General features: G+C 59.6%; 19 protein-coding genes. 5 read left to right on the top strand and 14 right to left on the bottom strand.

Translation table 11 applies throughout. The annotated features are described in order from the left end of the window. Positions 1-144 precede the first annotated feature (144 nt). Positions 145-225 carry a pyrroloquinoline quinone precursor peptide PqqA gene (gene pqqA / locus AC1Q67_RS18620; RefSeq protein WP_009031067.1) on the bottom strand — a complete coding sequence of 27 codons (81 nt, stop codon included), beginning with the start codon at positions 223-225 and terminating at the stop codon, positions 145-147. A 240-nt stretch (positions 226-465) separates the two neighbouring features. Between pqqA and AC1Q67_RS18615 the strand changes: the two genes are divergently transcribed. Then, complete coding sequence (locus AC1Q67_RS18615) at positions 466-900, top strand: hypothetical protein (protein WP_492236831.1); 435 nt, start codon at positions 466-468, stop codon at positions 898-900. Between the two features lie 26 nt (positions 901-926). Here the strand turns inward: AC1Q67_RS18615 and phnN are convergent, their stop codons facing one another. The 8 genes from phnN to phnG are packed head-to-tail and all read right to left on the bottom strand — an operon-like array spanning position 927 to position 7,215. Next, on the bottom strand, positions 927-1,505 hold the full coding sequence (gene phnN / locus AC1Q67_RS18610) for a phosphonate metabolism protein/1,5-bisphosphokinase (PRPP-forming) PhnN (RefSeq protein WP_024574600.1): 579 nt from the start codon (positions 1,503-1,505) through the stop codon (positions 927-929). Continuing rightward, the gene (locus tag AC1Q67_RS18605; protein WP_492236832.1) at positions 1,502-2,659 is read right to left on the bottom strand and encodes an alpha-D-ribose 1-methylphosphonate 5-triphosphate diphosphatase; all 1,158 of its coding nucleotides are present in this window, start codon (positions 2,657-2,659) and stop codon (positions 1,502-1,504) included. Before AC1Q67_RS18605 ends, phnN begins: the two co-directional genes overlap by 4 nt. 10 nt (positions 2,660-2,669) lie before the next feature. After that, entirely contained in the window at positions 2,670-3,368 is a 699-nt protein-coding gene (phnL, locus tag AC1Q67_RS18600; RefSeq protein ID WP_492237162.1) for a phosphonate C-P lyase system protein PhnL, read from the bottom strand. 7 nt (positions 3,369-3,375) lie between these two features. Continuing rightward, a complete protein-coding gene (gene phnK, locus AC1Q67_RS18595) occupies positions 3,376-4,158 on the bottom strand; it encodes a phosphonate C-P lyase system protein PhnK (RefSeq protein ID WP_492236833.1) in 783 nt (260 codons plus the stop codon). Continuing rightward, complete coding sequence (locus tag AC1Q67_RS18590) at positions 4,158-5,033, bottom strand: alpha-D-ribose 1-methylphosphonate 5-phosphate C-P-lyase PhnJ (protein ID WP_492236834.1); 876 nt, start codon at positions 5,031-5,033, stop codon at positions 4,158-4,160. The genes phnK and AC1Q67_RS18590 overlap by 1 nt, the downstream gene beginning before the upstream one ends. Beyond that, complete coding sequence (locus AC1Q67_RS18585) at positions 5,030-6,136, bottom strand: carbon-phosphorus lyase complex subunit (protein ID WP_492236835.1); 1,107 nt, start codon at positions 6,134-6,136, stop codon at positions 5,030-5,032. The genes AC1Q67_RS18590 and AC1Q67_RS18585 overlap by 4 nt, the downstream gene beginning before the upstream one ends. Before the next feature lie 3 nt (positions 6,137-6,139). After that, complete coding sequence (phnH, locus tag AC1Q67_RS18580) at positions 6,140-6,754, bottom strand: phosphonate C-P lyase system protein PhnH (RefSeq protein ID WP_492237163.1); 615 nt, start codon at positions 6,752-6,754, stop codon at positions 6,140-6,142. 2 nt (positions 6,755-6,756) lie between these two features. Further along, positions 6,757-7,215, bottom strand: coding sequence for a phosphonate C-P lyase system protein PhnG (gene phnG / locus AC1Q67_RS18575; protein ID WP_492236836.1), 459 nt, complete (start codon positions 7,213-7,215; stop codon positions 6,757-6,759). A 130-nt stretch (positions 7,216-7,345) separates the two neighbouring features. Between phnG and phnF the strand changes: the two genes are divergently transcribed. Next, complete coding sequence (phnF, locus tag AC1Q67_RS18570) at positions 7,346-8,077, top strand: phosphonate metabolism transcriptional regulator PhnF (RefSeq protein ID WP_492236837.1); 732 nt, start codon at positions 7,346-7,348, stop codon at positions 8,075-8,077. Positions 8,078-8,085: 8 nt separating this feature from the next. Here the strand turns inward: phnF and phnE (AC1Q67_RS18565) are convergent, their stop codons facing one another. The 4 genes from phnE (AC1Q67_RS18565) to phnC form a co-directional block, all read right to left on the bottom strand. Continuing rightward, positions 8,086-8,937 (bottom strand): phosphonate ABC transporter, permease protein PhnE, encoded by an 852-nt coding sequence (gene phnE, locus AC1Q67_RS18565; protein ID WP_492236838.1) that lies wholly within the window; start codon positions 8,935-8,937, stop codon positions 8,086-8,088. Then, on the bottom strand, positions 8,934-9,818 hold the full coding sequence (gene phnE / locus AC1Q67_RS18560; RefSeq protein WP_492236839.1) for a phosphonate ABC transporter, permease protein PhnE: 885 nt from the start codon (positions 9,816-9,818) through the stop codon (positions 8,934-8,936). The genes phnE (AC1Q67_RS18565) and phnE (AC1Q67_RS18560) overlap by 4 nt, the downstream gene beginning before the upstream one ends. 66 nt (positions 9,819-9,884) lie before the next feature. Beyond that, entirely contained in the window at positions 9,885-10,823 is a 939-nt protein-coding gene (phnD, locus tag AC1Q67_RS18555; protein WP_492236840.1) for a phosphonate ABC transporter substrate-binding protein, read from the bottom strand. Positions 10,824-10,922: 99 nt separating this feature from the next. Beyond that, positions 10,923-11,735, bottom strand: a complete 813-nt coding sequence (gene phnC, locus AC1Q67_RS18550; protein ID WP_492236841.1) for a phosphonate ABC transporter ATP-binding protein — start codon at positions 11,733-11,735, stop codon at positions 10,923-10,925. Between the two features lie 229 nt (positions 11,736-11,964). On the opposite strand from phnC, the gene AC1Q67_RS18545 reads away from it, so the two are divergent. Genes AC1Q67_RS18545 through AC1Q67_RS18535 form a run of 3 tightly spaced genes read left to right on the top strand, consistent with a single transcriptional unit; the run spans position 11,965 to position 14,536 of the window. Next, positions 11,965-12,624 carry a DapH/DapD/GlmU-related protein gene (locus AC1Q67_RS18545; protein WP_492236842.1) on the top strand — a complete coding sequence of 220 codons (660 nt, stop codon included), beginning with the start codon at positions 11,965-11,967 and terminating at the stop codon, positions 12,622-12,624. Beyond that, entirely contained in the window at positions 12,621-13,811 is a 1,191-nt protein-coding gene (locus AC1Q67_RS18540) for an alpha-D-ribose 1-methylphosphonate 5-triphosphate diphosphatase (protein WP_492236843.1), read from the top strand. Before AC1Q67_RS18545 ends, AC1Q67_RS18540 begins: the two co-directional genes overlap by 4 nt. Before the next feature lie 23 nt (positions 13,812-13,834). After that, entirely contained in the window at positions 13,835-14,536 is a 702-nt protein-coding gene (locus AC1Q67_RS18535; RefSeq protein WP_492236844.1) for a DUF1045 domain-containing protein, read from the top strand. A gap of 6 nt (positions 14,537-14,542) precedes the next feature. On the opposite strand, the gene AC1Q67_RS18530 is transcribed toward AC1Q67_RS18535, so the two are convergent. Next, positions 14,543-16,570: a GumC family protein gene (locus AC1Q67_RS18530; protein WP_492236845.1), complete on the bottom strand. Its 2,028-nt coding sequence runs from the start codon at positions 16,568-16,570 to the stop codon at positions 14,543-14,545. Positions 16,571-16,604 lie beyond the last annotated feature (34 nt).

Here is a 16,604-nt window from a genome sequence, read left to right as displayed (position 1 = left end):
ACTTCATCGTGACGATATCTCATGTCACGGAACTCGGTGTCACAGACGCAAGAAAAACCGGCGTCGCTCAGGAATGCTCCCGATGGGAAGAATTCCTGACGCAAACCGGACAGTTCAGCTACCGAACTGATAACGATACGCGGCTTATTTCCGCGCCGCGCAAGCGTACATGTTGATTTCCATACCAACTGGCACTTCGACAATCTTTGGAGTCTTCCAGGCCATTTTCTTGGTCTCCTTCCCATTCCGGGCGGAACTTTGCGCCGCCGCCGACTCCGAGGCTAACACGGACTTTCGGGGTGGTGTCATCCATTTTCCGGAGCCTCCGGCACAAGTTTGTGACCGCAGCCTCGAGAGTGTGCGACGCACCAATTTCCGTTCCGACCGCACGACACCGATAATTTTCCAAACAATGGGCTTTACTTGGATACCTGTCCGCTTGAACCTAGGGCCAACAACGACGCCATGAACGGCGCGATTCTTTACACAAGCACCCCGATCGATGCACCTTTGGACCGAGCAACGGCGCGCTCTCCCGCATTGACCGTAGGGAGGAAACCCAAGTTGAGCCTGCCCCGCACACGCATCAAAATGTCCGATGCAGACATCGTCAGCCGTTTCGAACGCCTCGGCTACAAACTCGCAATCGAACAGATCGCATTCACAACGGAGAGCGTTGAAGATTTCTTCGATGCCCGCGAAACGCTCTGGACCGGTGTGGGCAGTGTCAAAATTTACGAGGAAGGCGGCCTGTTGCTGATCGAGAAAGCGCAGCCGCGCGCCGGCCAGCCCACCCGCGACATAGCGGTTATCAGCCTCGGACACGCGCGCGCCGTGATGGGCGTGCTTAAACCGGACAAGTCCGCGGAATTACCGCGTTATGCCGGCACCATGGCCTAGGGCTTTGCGGCCGCTGCAACACGGTCTCAGGTACGGCCGATGGCTTTCAACAGTTCGGCTGCATGGTCCTCCGCGCGGCCGATATTGTTGATCACGACATCAGCCGCCGGGGCAGCAACCGCCCTGCGGAGCCTGCCGTCGAGTTGGCCGTCGCTGGACCGTGCGCGCGCGGCAAGACGTTGTGCAAGTATCTCCGGCGGAGCCGTCACCGAGACCACCGTGACGTTGGCATACGATCTGCGCGCAAACTCGACAATGGTGCGAGACGCGTTCACGACGACGGCATGTCCGGCCCGGATGTCATCCACGATCGAGCGCGGCACGCCATAGCGCAAGCCATGCGCTTCCCACTGGAAGGCGAAGTCGCCGTGTGCAAGCATCTGGCCGAACCGCATCGGGCTGACTGCTTCGTTGTTTTCGAAGGACGACGCCTCGCGCGTCACAATCCGTTGCGGAAAGACGACATTGGAGTCGCCCGCACAGGCAGCTTGCGCCAGCCCGATCAACGTATCCTTGCCCGCTCCGCTGGGCCCTACGATCAGAACCAGCCGGCCCGGTCCGATCAAATCCGTGCCTGGCACGGACAGTGTCGCGATGTCGGTCATGCTACGCGATGTCCTTCGCGCCACACGCTGCGCACCACCGGCAGATCCTGTGCAAGATGCACGCGGATCAGATCGGCGCGTTTGCCGGCAACGATTTCACCCCGGTCGGCAAGCCCAACAGCTTCAGCTGCTGTTTTGGTAACGGTTCGCACCGCTGCTGCCAGATCAATCGCCGGCACATGCTTGGGCAACTGCATCGCCGCCATGAGAAGACTCGACGGGATATAGTCAGACGACATGATGTCGAGCAACCCCTCGCGGGCGAGATCGACCGCAGCAATATTTCCCGAGTGAGAACCGCCGCGCACGACATTCGGCGCGCCCATCAGAACGGCGATGCCTGCCTGGTGAAGCCCCCGCGCCGCTTCCATCGTGGTCGGGAATTCGGCGACCGACACCCGATCGCGGATGGCGTCGGTGACATTTTCCTCGGTGGTGTCGTCATGGCTGGCGAGCGGTATCCCGTAGCTCTGTGCGAGCGCAACGATGGCGCGCATATTCGTTTCGCCGTAGGTCTTTTGATAGACAAAACGGCGCTCAAACATCACATCGAGTTCCGCATCCGTCAGGCCGCCACTCTTGCCGCGGTAGTAGTCGCGCAGTTTACCCTCATCGCGGAACTGGCGCTGGCCGGGCGTGTGATCCATCAGCGACATGAGCCGCACGTCCGGCCGGCCAACCAGTTCCTTCGCTTCCTCGACAACGCTTGGCATCGGAATTTCACAGCGCAGATGCAGGAAATGCTCGGCCCGCAGCAGTTTCGCCTCTCGCGCCGAGGAGATAGCCCCGGCCAGAACGCCGGCCTGACCGTCCACGTCCTCAGCGCCCTCCTCGCGCCAGACGCGCAAGGAATCCAGGACCGTTGTGATACCGCTGGTTGCTAGCTGTCCATCATAAGACACCACTGCCGCCACCGGGTCCCAGAACACCTTGGGCCGCGGGACGTAGTGCGCCTCCAGGTGATCGGTATGCAATTCGATCAGCCCGGGCATCAAAAGATCGCCACCCATGTCCTCGCTACCCCTGGGCGCGTCACCCTCGCCAACCTCGGCGATTTTCCCACCAACAATCGCAACCCAGCCCTGTTCGATGACCCGGTCCTTCAGGACCACGCGCGCATTACCAAGGACGCCTTCATTCCGTTCGGAGACCATTCTTTTCCTCTTACGCTGCCGCCGCGAACGACGTGACGTCGATAATTCGATCGGCAATCAGATTTCGGACTTCGTCGTCGTGGACGATGGCGACCAGCGCCACACCGCGTATTTTCTTTTCAGCAACCAGATCGACGACAATCTTGCGATTGACACCGTCGAGCGAAGCCGTCGGCTCATCCAGCAACAGGATCGGCATATCGGAGATGAAGCCGCGTGCAATGTTGACGCGCTGCTGTTCTCCGCCGGAGAAAGTTGACGGCGGCAGGGTCCAGAGCCGTTCCGCGATATTGAGTCGGCGCAGTAGCGTTCCCGCCCGCGCACAGGCTTCGTCACGAGCGACACCATTCGCGACGAGCGGTTCGGCAACAACGTCGAGGGTTGCAACCCGGGGCACCGCGCGCAGGAACTGACTCACATAGCCGATAGTCTGCCTGCGGACCCGCAGAATATCCCGCGGCTGAGCCGTCGCGACGTCAATCATCGTCTCATTATGGCGTACCGAGATGCGGCCTTGATCGCAACGATAGTTGCCGAAAATCATTTTCAGGATAGACGATTTTCCGGCACCCGATGGGCCAGAAAGTACGACACACTCTCCGGCATTAACCTGCATGGACACTCCGGACACAACCGGCAGCCGCACACCGTTTTGCAGATGCATCGTAAATGTCTTGCTCGCGTTTGATATCTCAATCATCGGAGACATAGGACCCTCATGCCGGCAGGATCGAGGAAACAAGGAGCTGGGTGTAGGGCTCATGCGGATCGTCAAGCACCTGATCGGTCAGGCCGGTCTCGATCACCTCGCCACCCTTCATCACCATGACCCGATGCGACAACAGCCGAGCCACCGCGAGATCATGCGTCACAATAACGACCGCGAGCCCCAGTTCGTTGACCAGTCCGCGCACCAAATCGAGCAGGCGCGCCTGAACGGAGACATCAAGCCCTCCCGTCGGCTCATCCATGAAGACGAGGCGCGGCTCGGTAACCAGGTTGCGCGCGATCTGAAGCCGCTGGCGCATGCCGCCGGAATAAGTCTTGGGCGCGTCATCGATCCGATCGGTCGAGATCTCGACACGCTCCAGCCACGACGACGACGTCTCACGAATTTTACCGTAATGACCCCAGCCAACCGCCATGAGCCGTTCGCCGACATTGGCGCCTGCTGATACAGCCATCCGCAAACCCATCGCCGGGTCCTGATGGACATAGCCCCAGTCGGTGCGAAACAGAAAGCGCCGCTCCGCCTCACCTAGCGTCGCGAGATCGCGGGTGATCCCGTCACGCATGCGATACGACACACGGCCCTTGCTAGGTTGAAGCTGCGTCGACAGCATCTGCAACAACGTGGATTTCCCCGAACCGGACTCGCCGACAATGGCGAGCACTTCGCCGGGGTAGAGCTGGAATGAAACGTCCTTGCAGCCAATATGCCGGCCGTAGGACTTGCTCAGGCCTTCACAGACAAGCAGCGGCCGATCGTTGTCGCGCATCACATCACCTGATGGTCGGCGCCGAAACCGGCACCCTTATGGCCGTCCGCGCGGCGTGTTTCGCAATAGTCCGTATCGGAACACACGAACATCCGGCCGCCCTTATCGTCGACCACGACTTCATCGAGATAGGATGTCTTCGATCCGCACAATGCGCAAGGCGCGTCGAAGCGGTAGGTTTCGAACGGATGATCCTCGAAATCGAGCGATGTGACTTTGGTATGCGGCGGAATCGCATAGATGCGCTTCTCGCGTCCGGCACCAAACAATTGCAAAGCTTCACAGTCATCCATTTTCGGATTGTCGAACTTCGGCGTCGGCGATGGATCCATCACATATCGCTCGTTGACCTTCACCGGATAGGCATAGGTTGTAGCGATGTGGCCGTGGCGCGCGATGTCTTCATACAGCTTGACGTGCATCAAGCCATACTCGCCAAGCGCGTGCATGCGCCGCGTTTCGGTCTCGCGCGGTTCGAGAAACCGTAACGGTTCCGGAATCGGCACCTGGTAGACCAGAACCTGATTGTCATTGAGCGCCGTCTCAGGAATACGGTGACGCGTCTGGATCACGGTTGCGTCCGAGGTCACCGTGGTGGTCTTAACGTTCGCTGTTTTTTCAAAGAATTTTCGGATCGAGATCGCATTGGTCGTGTCGTCGGACCCCTGATCGATCACTTTCAGCGTATCGCCCTGTCCGAGGATGGCAGCTGTCACCTGCACGCCACCGGTGCCCCAGCCATACGGCATCGGCATCTCGCGGCTGGCGAACGGCACCTGATAGCCCGGAATGGCAATGGCCTTAAGGATGGCGCGGCGGATCATCCGTTTTGTTTGCTCGTCGAGATAAGCGAAGTTGTAAACGGGCGCGTTCATTCGGCGGCCTCCGCGAGCGAAACGTCACTCCCCTTCGCAGCCTCAAATTCCTTGCGCAGCTTCCGCAGCAAGCCGAGTTCGGACTGGAAATCCACATAGTGCGGGAGTTTCAAGTGCTCGACGAATCCCGTCGCCTGTACGTTGTCGGAATGCGACATCACGAACTCCTCATCCTGCGCCGGCGAGCGCGATTCTTCGCCCAACTCGCGCGCACGCAACGAACGGTCCACCAGCGCCATCGACATGGTCTTGCGTTCGCTCTGCCCAAAGGCAAGGCCGTAGCCGCGGGTGAAGCACGGTGCTTGCGTGTCCGAGCCCTTAAACTGATTGACCATCTGGCATTCGGTCAGCGTAATCGACCCGAGCGGCACCGCGAAGCCGGCATCTTCCGCGACGAACTCGACCTCAACCTCACCGAAGCGAATCTCGCCTGCGAATGGATGCGTCCGACCAAAACCGCGCTGGGTCGAATAGCCCAAGGCCAGCAGAAAGCCTTCGTCGCCTCTCGCCAGGTTTTGCAGGCGCAGGTCGCGATCCGCCGGAAAGCTCAGCGGGTCACGGGTCAGGTCTCCGACAGGTTGGTCGGTATCTGCCTCGGGTGAAGGCTCGATCAGACCGTCTGCGCCGAGAATATCGGTCACGCGCGGCATTGGCGCCTCGTCCACGTCACCCAGTGCTGGTTCCGGGATGGTCACGCCTTCGGTGAGTGATGGATCGAGCAGCCGATGGGTATAATCGAATGTCGGCCCAAGGATCTGCCCGCCGGGCACATCCTTGAATGTCGAAGAAATACGGCGTCGCACCTGCATGTTTGCGGTATCGAGCGGTTCGGTCGCACCAAAGCGCGGCAACGTCGCGCGGAATGCACGGAGCAGAAAGATCGCTTCGATCATATCGCCTCGCGCCTGCTTGATCGCCAGCGCGGCAAGTTCGCGGTCATAAAGTGAACCTTCGGTCATGACACGATCGACCGCCAGCGTGAGCTGTCCGGAAATCTGTCCTAAAGAAATATCAGGAATGGCGGGATCGCCACGCCGCTCATGCGCAAGCAGCCGATGAGCATTCTCAATCGCGCGTTCGCCGCCTTTAACAGCAACGTACATGGATCAGACCTCCTTCACAGCAACGATCGTGCTACGCGGCATCGCCACCAGTTCCGATCCGCAAACCAGCAGCAGATCGACACCCCGCGGAAACAGTGCGCGGTTGGCTCGCATCCGTCCGGGAAAGCCCGAAGGCAGCGCGCCCGCGCGCAATGTGGCCGAGCCACGAATACCGGGACCATTCAGCACCAGTTCCGGTCCTTCGGTGAGCGAATCGACCTGAACCACCAGCGTGGTCGAGCGATCCGGGTATTCCGGCGTTCCGAGCGCAAAGGTTTCAAAGTCCGGCAATGTTACGCCACCGTGAATCAATGCATAGCTCGCGTAAGATGCATCACGTGTCAGTGGCGCACCGGTGTGAAACCGCAGCCACGCATCAATTTCGGGCTCGGCAGAGAAGCGATCGTCCATCCAGATCGGCGTGTCATGATCGAACAAAGCCAGCGCAATAGCAGCCGTACCTGACATCATTGGAGATGGCGTATGGACAGGTTCGGCGATCGTGTGAACTGAACCGGGACGCGCCAGCGCATCCATCACACAGCGAAACACCGACTGCGACGACTGCACCGGATCGGCAAAGCCACCACCCGATCCGAGGCTGGCATGAAGTGTCATCGTCATCCCTCGCCTCTGACCAGAGTGTAGAAATCGACCCGCGTCGCCGCTGTCTCCGCCGCCTGACGGGATCGGGCGTCTTCGAGTTCGCGACGCAACGGCGCGATGATATTCTGTTCGACGTCGGCCTTGAATCCGGGGTTCTGGATCAGCGCATCGCACAGAGCGACCAGCCTCGCCTTTTCGCCATCCCGTCCCAGCACATAACCAAAGCCAAGTTCGCCCGAGGCCAGCCGCACCGCGGCGCGGCAAACGCTCGCCTCGCCGAGATTAAACGGGGCACCGTCGCCGCCGATCCGCCCCCGGATCATGACAAGACCGCTCTCGGGTTGCCGGGCAGCCTCGTGCGGCGGGAGATCGAATGCTTCGAGACAGGACAAAATCCGCTCTGTCGGCGTATGCGCCAGCACTGACATCGCGGCGCGACGACTGGTTTCCGATGTGACTGGCGGTTCTGTCATGTCCGGCTTGCCGATTCCAAGTTGTCTATGTTAGTAGACAACTTCGTAACGCAGCGCCATGACAAACTGGTGACATCGACATGATTTTCACAGCGTCCGGAACTGGCCGTCGAAAGACGCGGATACGTTCATGAGTTTGTCCGGAGAGCCAACGACAGGTGTCGCACTCTGGCGCCGCGTAGCGGATTCCATCGAGCAGGCCATTGCGGACGGAACCTATGCCCGCGATACGCGCCTTCCCGGTGAACTGGAGATTGCGGAAATCCATCGCGTCAACCGTCATACGGTGCGGCGTGCGCTGGCGGCGCTAGCCGAACGCGGCCTGGTCCGCGCAGAGCGCGGCAGCGGCACGTATGTGGAAGCCCCGCGCATCGCCTATCCGCTGCGCTCGCGAACGCGGTTCTCGGAAATCGTCGGCGCTGACGGGCACGAAGCCGACGGAAAGCTACTGCATTCATCGATCGAAGCTGCATCGCGGGATTTGGCGAAGCGCCTCGGCCTCAAGACCGGCGCTCCGCTGCTGCGCATCGATGCTCTGCGCACTGCGGACCGGATTCCGATTTGTGTTGGGACGAAGTGGATGAGCGCGGACCGCTTCCCCGGCGGCGCGAAAATCTACGAGAAACTGCGATCAACCACCAAGCTGGTGGCTCACTTCGGTGTGCGGGACTACCGGCGCGACTGGACCAAGATCACTGCCGCGATCGCAGAGGCCGGCGATGCCGCGCGGCTCGACCTCGCGCTGGGTCGTCCCGTACTGGTGGTAGACAGCCTCGATGTAGAACCGGACGGAAGGCCGCTGCTTACCTCACGCTCACGCTTTGCCGCCGAGCGGGTTCAGTTCGTCATCGAAAATCAATAGCTGAAGAATCAGGCCCGTACTTCGCCTGCCCGGCCAATAATGGCAAAGCGCAGCCGGCTTGAGATCAAGTCAATCACCGCGACCGCCACCAGGATCATCAGGATCAGGGTCGAAACCTTCTGCCATTCCAGTACGCGGATCTGCTCAGCCAGTTGCAGTCCGATGCCACCTGCACCGACGATGCCGATGATGGTGGCCGAGCGCGTGTTGGATTCGATGAAGTAGAGGATTTGTCCCGCAAGCACCGGAAGAACCTGCGGCATCAGGCCGAAGCGAATCTCCTGAAGCTTGTTTCCGCCTGCTGCGCGGATGCCTTCGACCTGCTTGCGGTCCGCCCCTTCAATAGCCTCGGAGAAAAGCTTTCCAAACGCGCCGAAATCCGAGGTCGCGATTGCCAGCACACCGGCAAACGGTCCGAGCCCCACAACATTGATCCATACCAGCGCCCAGATCAGTGTATCTACGCCCCGGATCGAATCCAGGAAACGCCTTACGGGAAAGCGAAGGAAAACCGACGGAATGATGTTTCGCGCCGCAAGCAGGCTCACTGGAAGCGCCAGCACCGCAGCCAGCAGTGTACCCAGAAAAGCGATGGAGAGCGTTTCCCCCATTGCCACCAAATAGGTCGGGAACGATGTGCCGGGATCGGGTGGAATCATCAGGGTGATGAACCAGCCGAGTTGCCTGAAACCGGTCACGAGACGGTCAACCGAAAACTCGAGATACCAGCAGCCGAAGAAAAACAGCGCAATCGCGGCCAGCGCGACAGCGAGGGTCTTCAGGCGGACAGTGTGCGATCCCCGGAAAAGGTCCGGATACTGAATCGCAAGCTCCTTCGGATCTCGGGTTTCGGGTGTCATGCGCGCTGATCCGATCCGAAAAGCCGCCCGCGCAACCAGCCGGTGCAGATATCGATAATAAACACCGTGATGATGATCATGATCAAAATCGCGCTGACGTCGGAGTAGAAGAACTTGCGCACCGCCACGACCAGTTCCTGGCCGATACCGCCCGCGCCGACGAAGCCCATCACTGACGCTTCGCGTACATTGATCTCGAACCGCAGCAATGTGTAACTCGCAAATCCTGGCATCACCTGCGGCAGGACCGCGAAGCGGACCGCAGACAACCAGCTCGCACCGGTGGAGCGGACACCTTCGAGCGGTTTCATGTCGATATTTTCAGCCTGCTCCGAATAAAGCTTGCCCAGCGCACCGATCGAATGAATCGCAATGGCCAGCACACCCGCCATCGGGCCGAGGCCAAAGGCAATCACGAAAATGAGCGCAAATACGATACTTGGAACCGTGCGGCAGAACTCCAGCAATCTGCGCACGACGAACCTTAGAACTGGATTCGGCGACAGGTTGGCGGCGGCGAAAAAGTTGAGCCCAAATGCGCCGAACGCGCCGATAGTGGTGCCGACATAGCTCAGCAGCAGCGTTTCCGCGAGCAGCTTCAGCCATTTCTGCCAGCCCCAGAACCATTCGGCGGGATCGGTCCAGACGCGTTTGCCAGTGTCCAGATTCAGAATGCGGTCGAAGTAACCAACAAAGTTCCCGATCTTCTCGACAAAAATTTTCGGCGCCACCTCGGCGCCAAATCCTGCGACGATCAGCAATGCGACGAATACGATAAGACCCGCTGCGAAGCGCAGACGCTTGCGCGAAATAGCTGCATTATACGCGGCCTGGAGCGCCGCGATCTGCTGGGGCGGATAGCTGGAAAGACTGATTGTCAAAACAAAACCGCTCTATGAGCGAAAGAGGAAGGGCCGAACAGGTAGGTCCGTCCGGCCCTTCATCAGTCAGGATGCCTTCTTTTTGCGAAGGCTGTCGACGAACTTGATCAGTTCGATCATGCCATCCCAATCCTTGGTGGTGGCCGGCGCAAAGTCTTTCTTCTGTCCGTCGGACAGCCGATCAAAAGCCACCTTGTCCTTGGTGGGAGCTTCAAAGAAGGCCTTCTCGATGCCTGCCTTCAGATCGGCCGGCATGTCGGTCAGAACGGCGTATGGGCCGTTCAGAATAGGTGCCGACTTGTGAACGATGCGGAAATCTTCCTTCTTCATCGCCGAACCGTCTGCATTCTTGAGCATGCCTTTGGTCAGCATTTGTGCAAGGGTCGAGTCGTTATCGGCCGTCCACTGGTTGGCGGCAACATCGACGGTCCCTTGCGAGAGCGCCAGGAGCGCATTCTCGTGACTGCCGGTGAACACCACCTTGCCGAAATAAGATTCCGCATCGGTGATCTGCATCTTGTTCAGCTCAAAGCGCGGAACGTTGTTGCCGGAAGTGGAATTCGGATCGACCAGACCGAGATTCTTTCCCTTCAAATCGTCGATGCTCTTGTAAGGGCCCTTCGCCAGAACGAAGAACATGGAGTAATAGCCGGTAGTGCCGTCGATGTTGCGATCATGGGCGAACGCATCGGTATGCACCCCGGTCAGACGCGCGCGAGCAAACGATGCCGAGCCGTAACTCGCAATGTGGATAGTTCCGGTTCGCTGCCCCTCAATCACCGCCGCGTAGTCGTTGGCGATACGGAGATTCACTTTAACGCCGAGTTCCTTGCTCAGATAGGAAATGAACGGCGCCCAGCGCTCCGTCACGCCCGATGCGTTCTCGGCTGGCACAACGGCGAACGTCAGCTCAGGATACTTGGTCTTCCAGTCCTGAGCAGACACTGCTGTGGCGCTGAGGGCGAGCGCGGCGGCGCCCGCAATGACGATACGGCGATTGATCATGGTATCCTCTGTGTGGTCGATTATCGAAGGGGTTCAGGGTCGAATTCGGTGACTCAAAGCATGACGCAGTCCGAAGACTGCTTCACGACACGGGCACGCTCATGCAACAGCGGCGGCCGGGAAAGCCGGCGCCAGTGTCCCAGGCGCAAAGTTCGGAGCCTCATCCATCACCTCGCCGGCCTCAAGGTCGTAGAGCTCGCGCGCGATCGTATCTGTGAGCGCGGCAGGAGCGCCATCGAACACCACGCGGCCCGCAGACATGCCAATCAGGCGGTCACAATATGTCCGCGCCAGATCGAGCGAGTGGAGATTACATATCACGGTGATACCGAAATGCTTGTTGATGCGCAGCAGCGCATCCATCACGATCCGCGTGTTGCGCGGATCAAGCGACGCGATCGGCTCGTCCGCCAGAATAATGTCGGGTTGCTGGACAAGTGCACGGGCGATCGCCACGCGCTGCTGCTGACCGCCAGAAAGCTGATCGGCGCGCTGCGCGGCCATCGGCATCATGTCAAACTGCTCGAGAGCAGAAATCGCAATGGCCTTGTCATCCTCCGGCCAGAGCTGGATCAGCGACCGCCACTGCGGCACGCCCGCAAGCCGCCCCATCAGAACATTGGTCAGCACATCCAACCGCCCAACCAGGTTGAACTGCTGGAAGATCATCGCCGAGCGTGCACGCCAGCGACGCAAATCGCGTCCCTGCAGGGCGGTTACATCAACGCCCTCGAACAGAATGCGCCCGCCGGTCGGCTTCTCCAGCCGATTGATCATACGCAGCAGCGTCGATTTTCCGGCTCCTGAACGACCGATCACGCCAACGAAGCATCCCGGTTCAATCGCGAAAGAGGCATTATCGACGGCCGTCTTCGCGCCAAACCGGCACGTTAATCCGTCCACCTCAAGCATGCGCCGACTCCGTCTGAATATCCTCTCACCTCGCTAGCGTGGGTTTCCTACAGTTGTGTGACATCCACGCCTGTGGCAGACGCTCTCTCCGGAAATAGAAAATGCTGTGACGAAAAGCCCATGTCATCCAACTTTCACGATGTCGTCACGAAACGTCATGAAGAGATGTTGTCCTCGCCAAGTGCACCGAACATCGCCGCGCGCAACACCCGTACCGAGAACTTCATTCATGGCCGGCAAAGAATTATCCACTGTCCCCCTCATCGATCCGACTGCGCGGCTGCATGACAGCAGCGCTGGAGCCTATTGCGAGATTGGCGCCCGCACGATTCTGCACGAGGTCACGCTCGGCGACTATTCCTACGTCGTGAATGACAGTCAGATTGCGTACGCCACCATTGGAAAGTTTTGCTCTATCGCGGCGATGACGAGGATCAACCCCGGCAATCATCCAATGCATCGCGCATCGCAGGCGCACTTTTCTTATCGCGCCAGCGCCTATTTCCCCGGCGAATCCGATGAGTCAGAATTCTTTGCCTGGCGGCGCAGTCATCACGTGGCGATCGGTCACGATGTCTGGATCGGACACGGCGCCATTGTACTGCCGGGCCGGAACATCGGCACCGGAGCTGTGATCGCGGCTGGAGCCGTCGTCACCAAGGATGTCCCGGCCTATACGATCGTTGGCGGAAACCCGGCAAAGCCGATCCGGCGGCGGTTTTCAGAACGTATCGCGGATGAACTGTTAGCGCTGTCATGGTGGGATTGGCCGCACGACCGTTTGAGGGCCGCGTTGCACGATTTCAGAAATCTCCCGGTTGAAGGCTTTGTCGAGAAATACAGATGCGTCGCATCAGTGGATCAAACATTGAAGGCAGTTGGCACATGATGGACGTACTGATTGAAGGCGGCGAAGCACTGATCGGAAGCGATCTCGTCGATGCATCCATTCATGTTGCAGATGGAAGGATTGCGGAAGTCTCGTCCCGCAGCGGATCGGCTTCCGTCCGCCTCAACAGCGATGGCCTGATCGCTCTGCCCGGTATCGTCGATATTCACGGCGACGCTTTTGAACGCCAGATGATGCCCCGTCCCGGCGTCGATTTTCCGATCGATATGGCACTGGTTGACAGCGACCGTCAGGCGATTGCGAACGGCATCACCACCGTCTTCCATGCCACCACATGGTCGTGGGAGCCCGGCCTGCGCGGAACCGAGAACGCACACCGCCTGCTCAATGCCATCGAAGACATGCAGCCTCGGCTTGCTGCCGACACGCGCTTTCATCTGCGGCAGGAGACATTCAACCTCGACGCCGAGCCCACCATCGCCGAATGGCTGGCCGCCGGACGCGTCAACCTGCTTGCCTTCAATGACCATATGCATATGACCGCCGCATCGATGAGCAATCCGAAGAAGCGCGCTCGCATGGTGGAGCGCTCCGGGCTCAGCGAAAGCGAATTCGACAAACTGGTCGAGGGGGTGATGGCCAGGGCGGGCGACGTTCCGGCCTCGATTGCAAGGCTCGCCTCGATTGCCCGGGACCATGGCGTTCCATTACTGTCGCACGATGATGAATCACCGGAGCAGCGCTATGGCTTCCGCGAGCTGGGCATCGATATCGCGGAATTCCCGATCAACGAGGAGACGGCGCGCTCGGCCATCGAGAGCGGCGATTTCACGGTGTTTGGTGCGCCAAATGTTGTGCGTGGCGGCAGCCATACAGGGTGGACCAGCGCAGCGGATATGGTGAGCAAAGGTCTCTGCTCTATTCTGGCTTCGGACTATTACTATCCGGCCCCCCTGCATGCGGCTTTCCTGCTGGCCGCGGACAACATCCTCCCACTCCAGCAAGCCTGGGCGCTGATCTCCGGTGCTCCCGCGGCCGCAACAGGCTTGCACGATCGCGGGCAGATCGCTGCCGGAAAGCGGGCCGACGTCATCCTCGTCGATGCACGGGAACCGCTCAGGCCGCGCGTGGTCGCGGCAGTGACCGGCGGGCGCGTGGTTCACCTCACCGAACCTGAGCGGATTTTGTCGGCTATACCAGCATTACGTAGGGTTGAACCGGCCTGAGCGAGCGGTTACTCAGGACTTGCATGCCGCAATATCCCCGCTACGCCATCTACTTTGTACCTTCAGCGCAAGGTGCACTTTATCGCTTTGGCGCGGACCTGCTCGGGTACGATGCGTATACAGGCAAGCCGCTGCCCTTCGCCGACGGCATCGAAGCGGAAGTCGAAGGCTGGAAACAACTCACGGCCGATCCGCGCAAATACGGCTTTCACGCCACGCTGAAGGCTCCCATAAACCTCCGCTCCGGCAAGACTGAAGACGAGCTTGCCAGAGCCTTGGAGGAATTTTCGCGCAAGCCGCGTGTCATCCCCCGGATCACGCCTGTTGTTCGCTCCATCGGGAGCTTCGTCGCCATTGTACCGCGCGACCCTTGCCCCGACCTGCAAAAACTTGCCGCTGATTGCGTCACGGCCTTCGACGACTTCCGCGCACCGCTGACGCCCGAGGACCGAGAACGGCGCAACATATCCGCGCTGACGGACGGACAGGTCCTGCACCTGGATCGCTGGGGCTATCCGTACGTGTTCGAAGACTTCCGTTTTCACATGACGCTGACGGGCTCTCTACCCTCTGAGCAGCGCGCGAAAATTCTGGCTGCCTTGCAGAAGCGTTTTGTGGCGCTGGATTTTCAATCTGTATCAGTTGATCGCCTGGCGCTGTTGCGCCAAAGCGATGCGACGTCCAACTTTACGGTCCTGTCCGATTGGCCGCTTGGTACCGCGTAATTGCGGCTAGGTTTGTATCACCGTGGCGACCAGACGCGTCTGGTAAGGGTTCATTGTTTGAAGGGCACTCGAAACCTTGCGGTGCGAGGTTTTGCCGGCGTCGACCACAACCAGAATAATTCCCACCACGGAAAGAAGGGACGCGAAGTCCTGACTGTCGATGGCTCCCCCGTCGATCAGCGTTGTTCCGTTGTAGGCAAGGGCACAGCCGTTCCGCGTCGACAACGCAGTCTGGGGCAAAGCCTCCTGGCTGCCACGCACGCCGGCAGGAAGGACGCGAAGCTCGCCGACTTCGACTTCAAGCTGATCCAAGGCAACCGGGGTTCGCATCGCGTCGAAAAAACCCGGCCTGCCTTCCAGGCCAAGCAGCTTTGAAATCTGCCTGGTCTCGGTTGCGTCGACAGTCAGGGCACGCATGCCGCGCTCGGCGAACTGTTTCGCCAGCGCCAATGTGAATGCGCTGCTTGCAGCCGGACCATCGGCTCCGACGATCAAGATCGCGCCGGGTGACTTCTCCAAAGCCTGCGTGAGGATGCCCGGCAGTTCGCCAAGTCCATCGACATGAATGGACTTTTCATTCGAAGCAGCGCGGCTTGCCGCCAAAACCGCCTTACGGGACACGGTCGCCAGATTGAATATCTCGCTGCGCTCGTGCAGGGACCTGTCTTCACCCCTGCCGCCCTCAAACTGGTTGAGGAACGCCGCGGCGAAAACTCCCGCAAGCAGTCCGATCACAAGCCCGCCTCCGACAACCAGAGTTCGGGGAACAACGTATTGGGCCGGCTGGATGGCCGCCGGGGAAATAACGCGGGAATTTGTTCGATCCAGCATTCCCTCTTCGCGAACTTCCTTGGCGCGGCGCTGCAACGTTTCATACACAACGCGCTGCGCTGCGACGTCGTTCTCAAGATCCTTCAATTTCTGAACAGGCGGTTGTCCCGACGCCGAAACCTGCCGTGCCGCTATAATCTGCCGGTTGAGTTCGCCTTCAACCGATTTTGTCCGCTGATACTCGGTTTCAAGACTCCGCTGAATTCGCGCGAGTTCGACATCGATGAGTTCGCGAATCTGCTTAACCTGCGCACGAGCCGTGATAACTGCAGGATGCAGCGGACCAAGCGATACAGCGCTGTCAGTTTCGGCCTTCTTGGCTTCAGCGTAACGCGCACGCAAATCGAACATGGTCTGGGACTGAAGCGCCTCGGCAATTGTGTCGATCGGCGGGTTATTCGCGTTGCGCTTGCGCAGAATCTCCATCCGGGCCAGCAGTTCGGCCCCGCGTATCCTCTGCGCGGAAAGCTGGTTGGTCAGATCGGTCAGTTCGCGCTCGCTCAGGAGATTTCCCTGCCCGCCGACCAGGTTGTTCTGAATGCGGTAGGTTTCGACCTGTTTCTCCGCATTCGTCAGGTTCTGACGCAACGTGCTCAAACGAGATTCCAGAGCTTTCGCCGTGCGGCTCGCAGCCTCGGTTTGCATCTGCAGTTGCACTTCGAGATAGGCCTGGGCAATTGCATCTGCGATTCGCTTCGACTTCTCTGGCGAAGACGACGTCCACACCGAAACATCGAGAACAAATGTGCGATCCGGGCGGCGAACATCGATCCGTTTGCGCAGCGTGCGGAGTACGGCTCTGGTGCGCGCATCACCCTCAGACGAATATCCTGCCGAGTCCCCGCCATCACCCGCAACAAACTCCGGATCGCTGGTCAGGTTGAGTTTGGCAATGACCTTCTCAAGCACTTCGGTCGAGGTGATGACCTGGACCTGGCTCTCGACCACTGCGAACGTTGCATCGGCAGACGCCGCAGCCGGACTGAGATCATTTGGAAGAATTTGGAGCCCGCGCGGATCGATCAAGATCTTGATCTGCGAGACATATCTCGGGGTCATGAAAAGAGCGATCACCAGCGCCAGCAACGTACATATGCCGGTGATGGCTGCGATAAGCTTCTTGCGGCGGCCAAAGGCAGTCGCAAGGCCCCGGAAATCGATGACCGCGGACGGCGCCTCGCGCATGTCGATTGTCATTGCCATGCGCACGCACCTGCTGAGCGCATCGAGAACGACG

This window comes from Afipia sp. GW823-FHT06G09, assembly GCF_058794875.1.
The sequence above is the reverse complement of the archived record's forward strand: the minus strand, read 5'-3'. Positions and strand labels throughout refer to the sequence as shown.

Excerpts from the sequence above, each read along its gene's own strand:
- pqqA (WP_009031067.1), bottom strand. The coding sequence starts at position 225 with ATGGCCTGGAAGACTCCAAAGATTGTCGAAGTGCCAGTTGGTATGGAA.
- AC1Q67_RS18615 (WP_492236831.1), top strand. The coding sequence starts at position 466 with ATGAACGGCGCGATTCTTTACACAAGCACCCCGATCGATGCACCTTTG.
- phnN (WP_024574600.1), bottom strand. The coding sequence starts at position 1,505 with ATGACCGACATCGCGACACTGTCCGTGCCAGGCACGGATTTGATCGGA.
- AC1Q67_RS18605 (WP_492236832.1), bottom strand. The coding sequence starts at position 2,659 with ATGGTCTCCGAACGGAATGAAGGCGTCCTTGGTAATGCGCGCGTGGTC.
- phnL (WP_492237162.1), bottom strand. The coding sequence starts at position 3,368 with ATGTCTCCGATGATTGAGATATCAAACGCGAGCAAGACATTTACGATG.
- phnK (WP_492236833.1), bottom strand. The coding sequence starts at position 4,158 with ATGCGCGACAACGATCGGCCGCTGCTTGTCTGTGAAGGCCTGAGCAAG.
- AC1Q67_RS18590 (WP_492236834.1), bottom strand. The coding sequence starts at position 5,033 with ATGAACGCGCCCGTTTACAACTTCGCTTATCTCGACGAGCAAACAAAA.
- AC1Q67_RS18585 (WP_492236835.1), bottom strand. The coding sequence starts at position 6,136 with ATGTACGTTGCTGTTAAAGGCGGCGAACGCGCGATTGAGAATGCTCAT.
- phnH (WP_492237163.1), bottom strand. The coding sequence starts at position 6,754 with ATGACACTTCATGCCAGCCTCGGATCGGGTGGTGGCTTTGCCGATCCG.
- phnG (WP_492236836.1), bottom strand. The coding sequence starts at position 7,215 with ATGACAGAACCGCCAGTCACATCGGAAACCAGTCGTCGCGCCGCGATG.
- phnF (WP_492236837.1), top strand. The coding sequence starts at position 7,346 with ATGAGTTTGTCCGGAGAGCCAACGACAGGTGTCGCACTCTGGCGCCGC.
- phnE (WP_492236838.1), bottom strand. The coding sequence starts at position 8,937 with ATGACACCCGAAACCCGAGATCCGAAGGAGCTTGCGATTCAGTATCCG.
- phnD (WP_492236840.1), bottom strand. The coding sequence starts at position 10,823 with ATGATCAATCGCCGTATCGTCATTGCGGGCGCCGCCGCGCTCGCCCTC.
- phnC (WP_492236841.1), bottom strand. The coding sequence starts at position 11,735 with ATGCTTGAGGTGGACGGATTAACGTGCCGGTTTGGCGCGAAGACGGCC.
- AC1Q67_RS18545 (WP_492236842.1), top strand. The coding sequence starts at position 11,965 with ATGGCCGGCAAAGAATTATCCACTGTCCCCCTCATCGATCCGACTGCG.
- AC1Q67_RS18540 (WP_492236843.1), top strand. The coding sequence starts at position 12,621 with ATGATGGACGTACTGATTGAAGGCGGCGAAGCACTGATCGGAAGCGAT.
- AC1Q67_RS18535 (WP_492236844.1), top strand. The coding sequence starts at position 13,835 with ATGCCGCAATATCCCCGCTACGCCATCTACTTTGTACCTTCAGCGCAA.
- AC1Q67_RS18530 (WP_492236845.1), bottom strand. The coding sequence starts at position 16,570 with ATGGCAATGACAATCGACATGCGCGAGGCGCCGTCCGCGGTCATCGAT.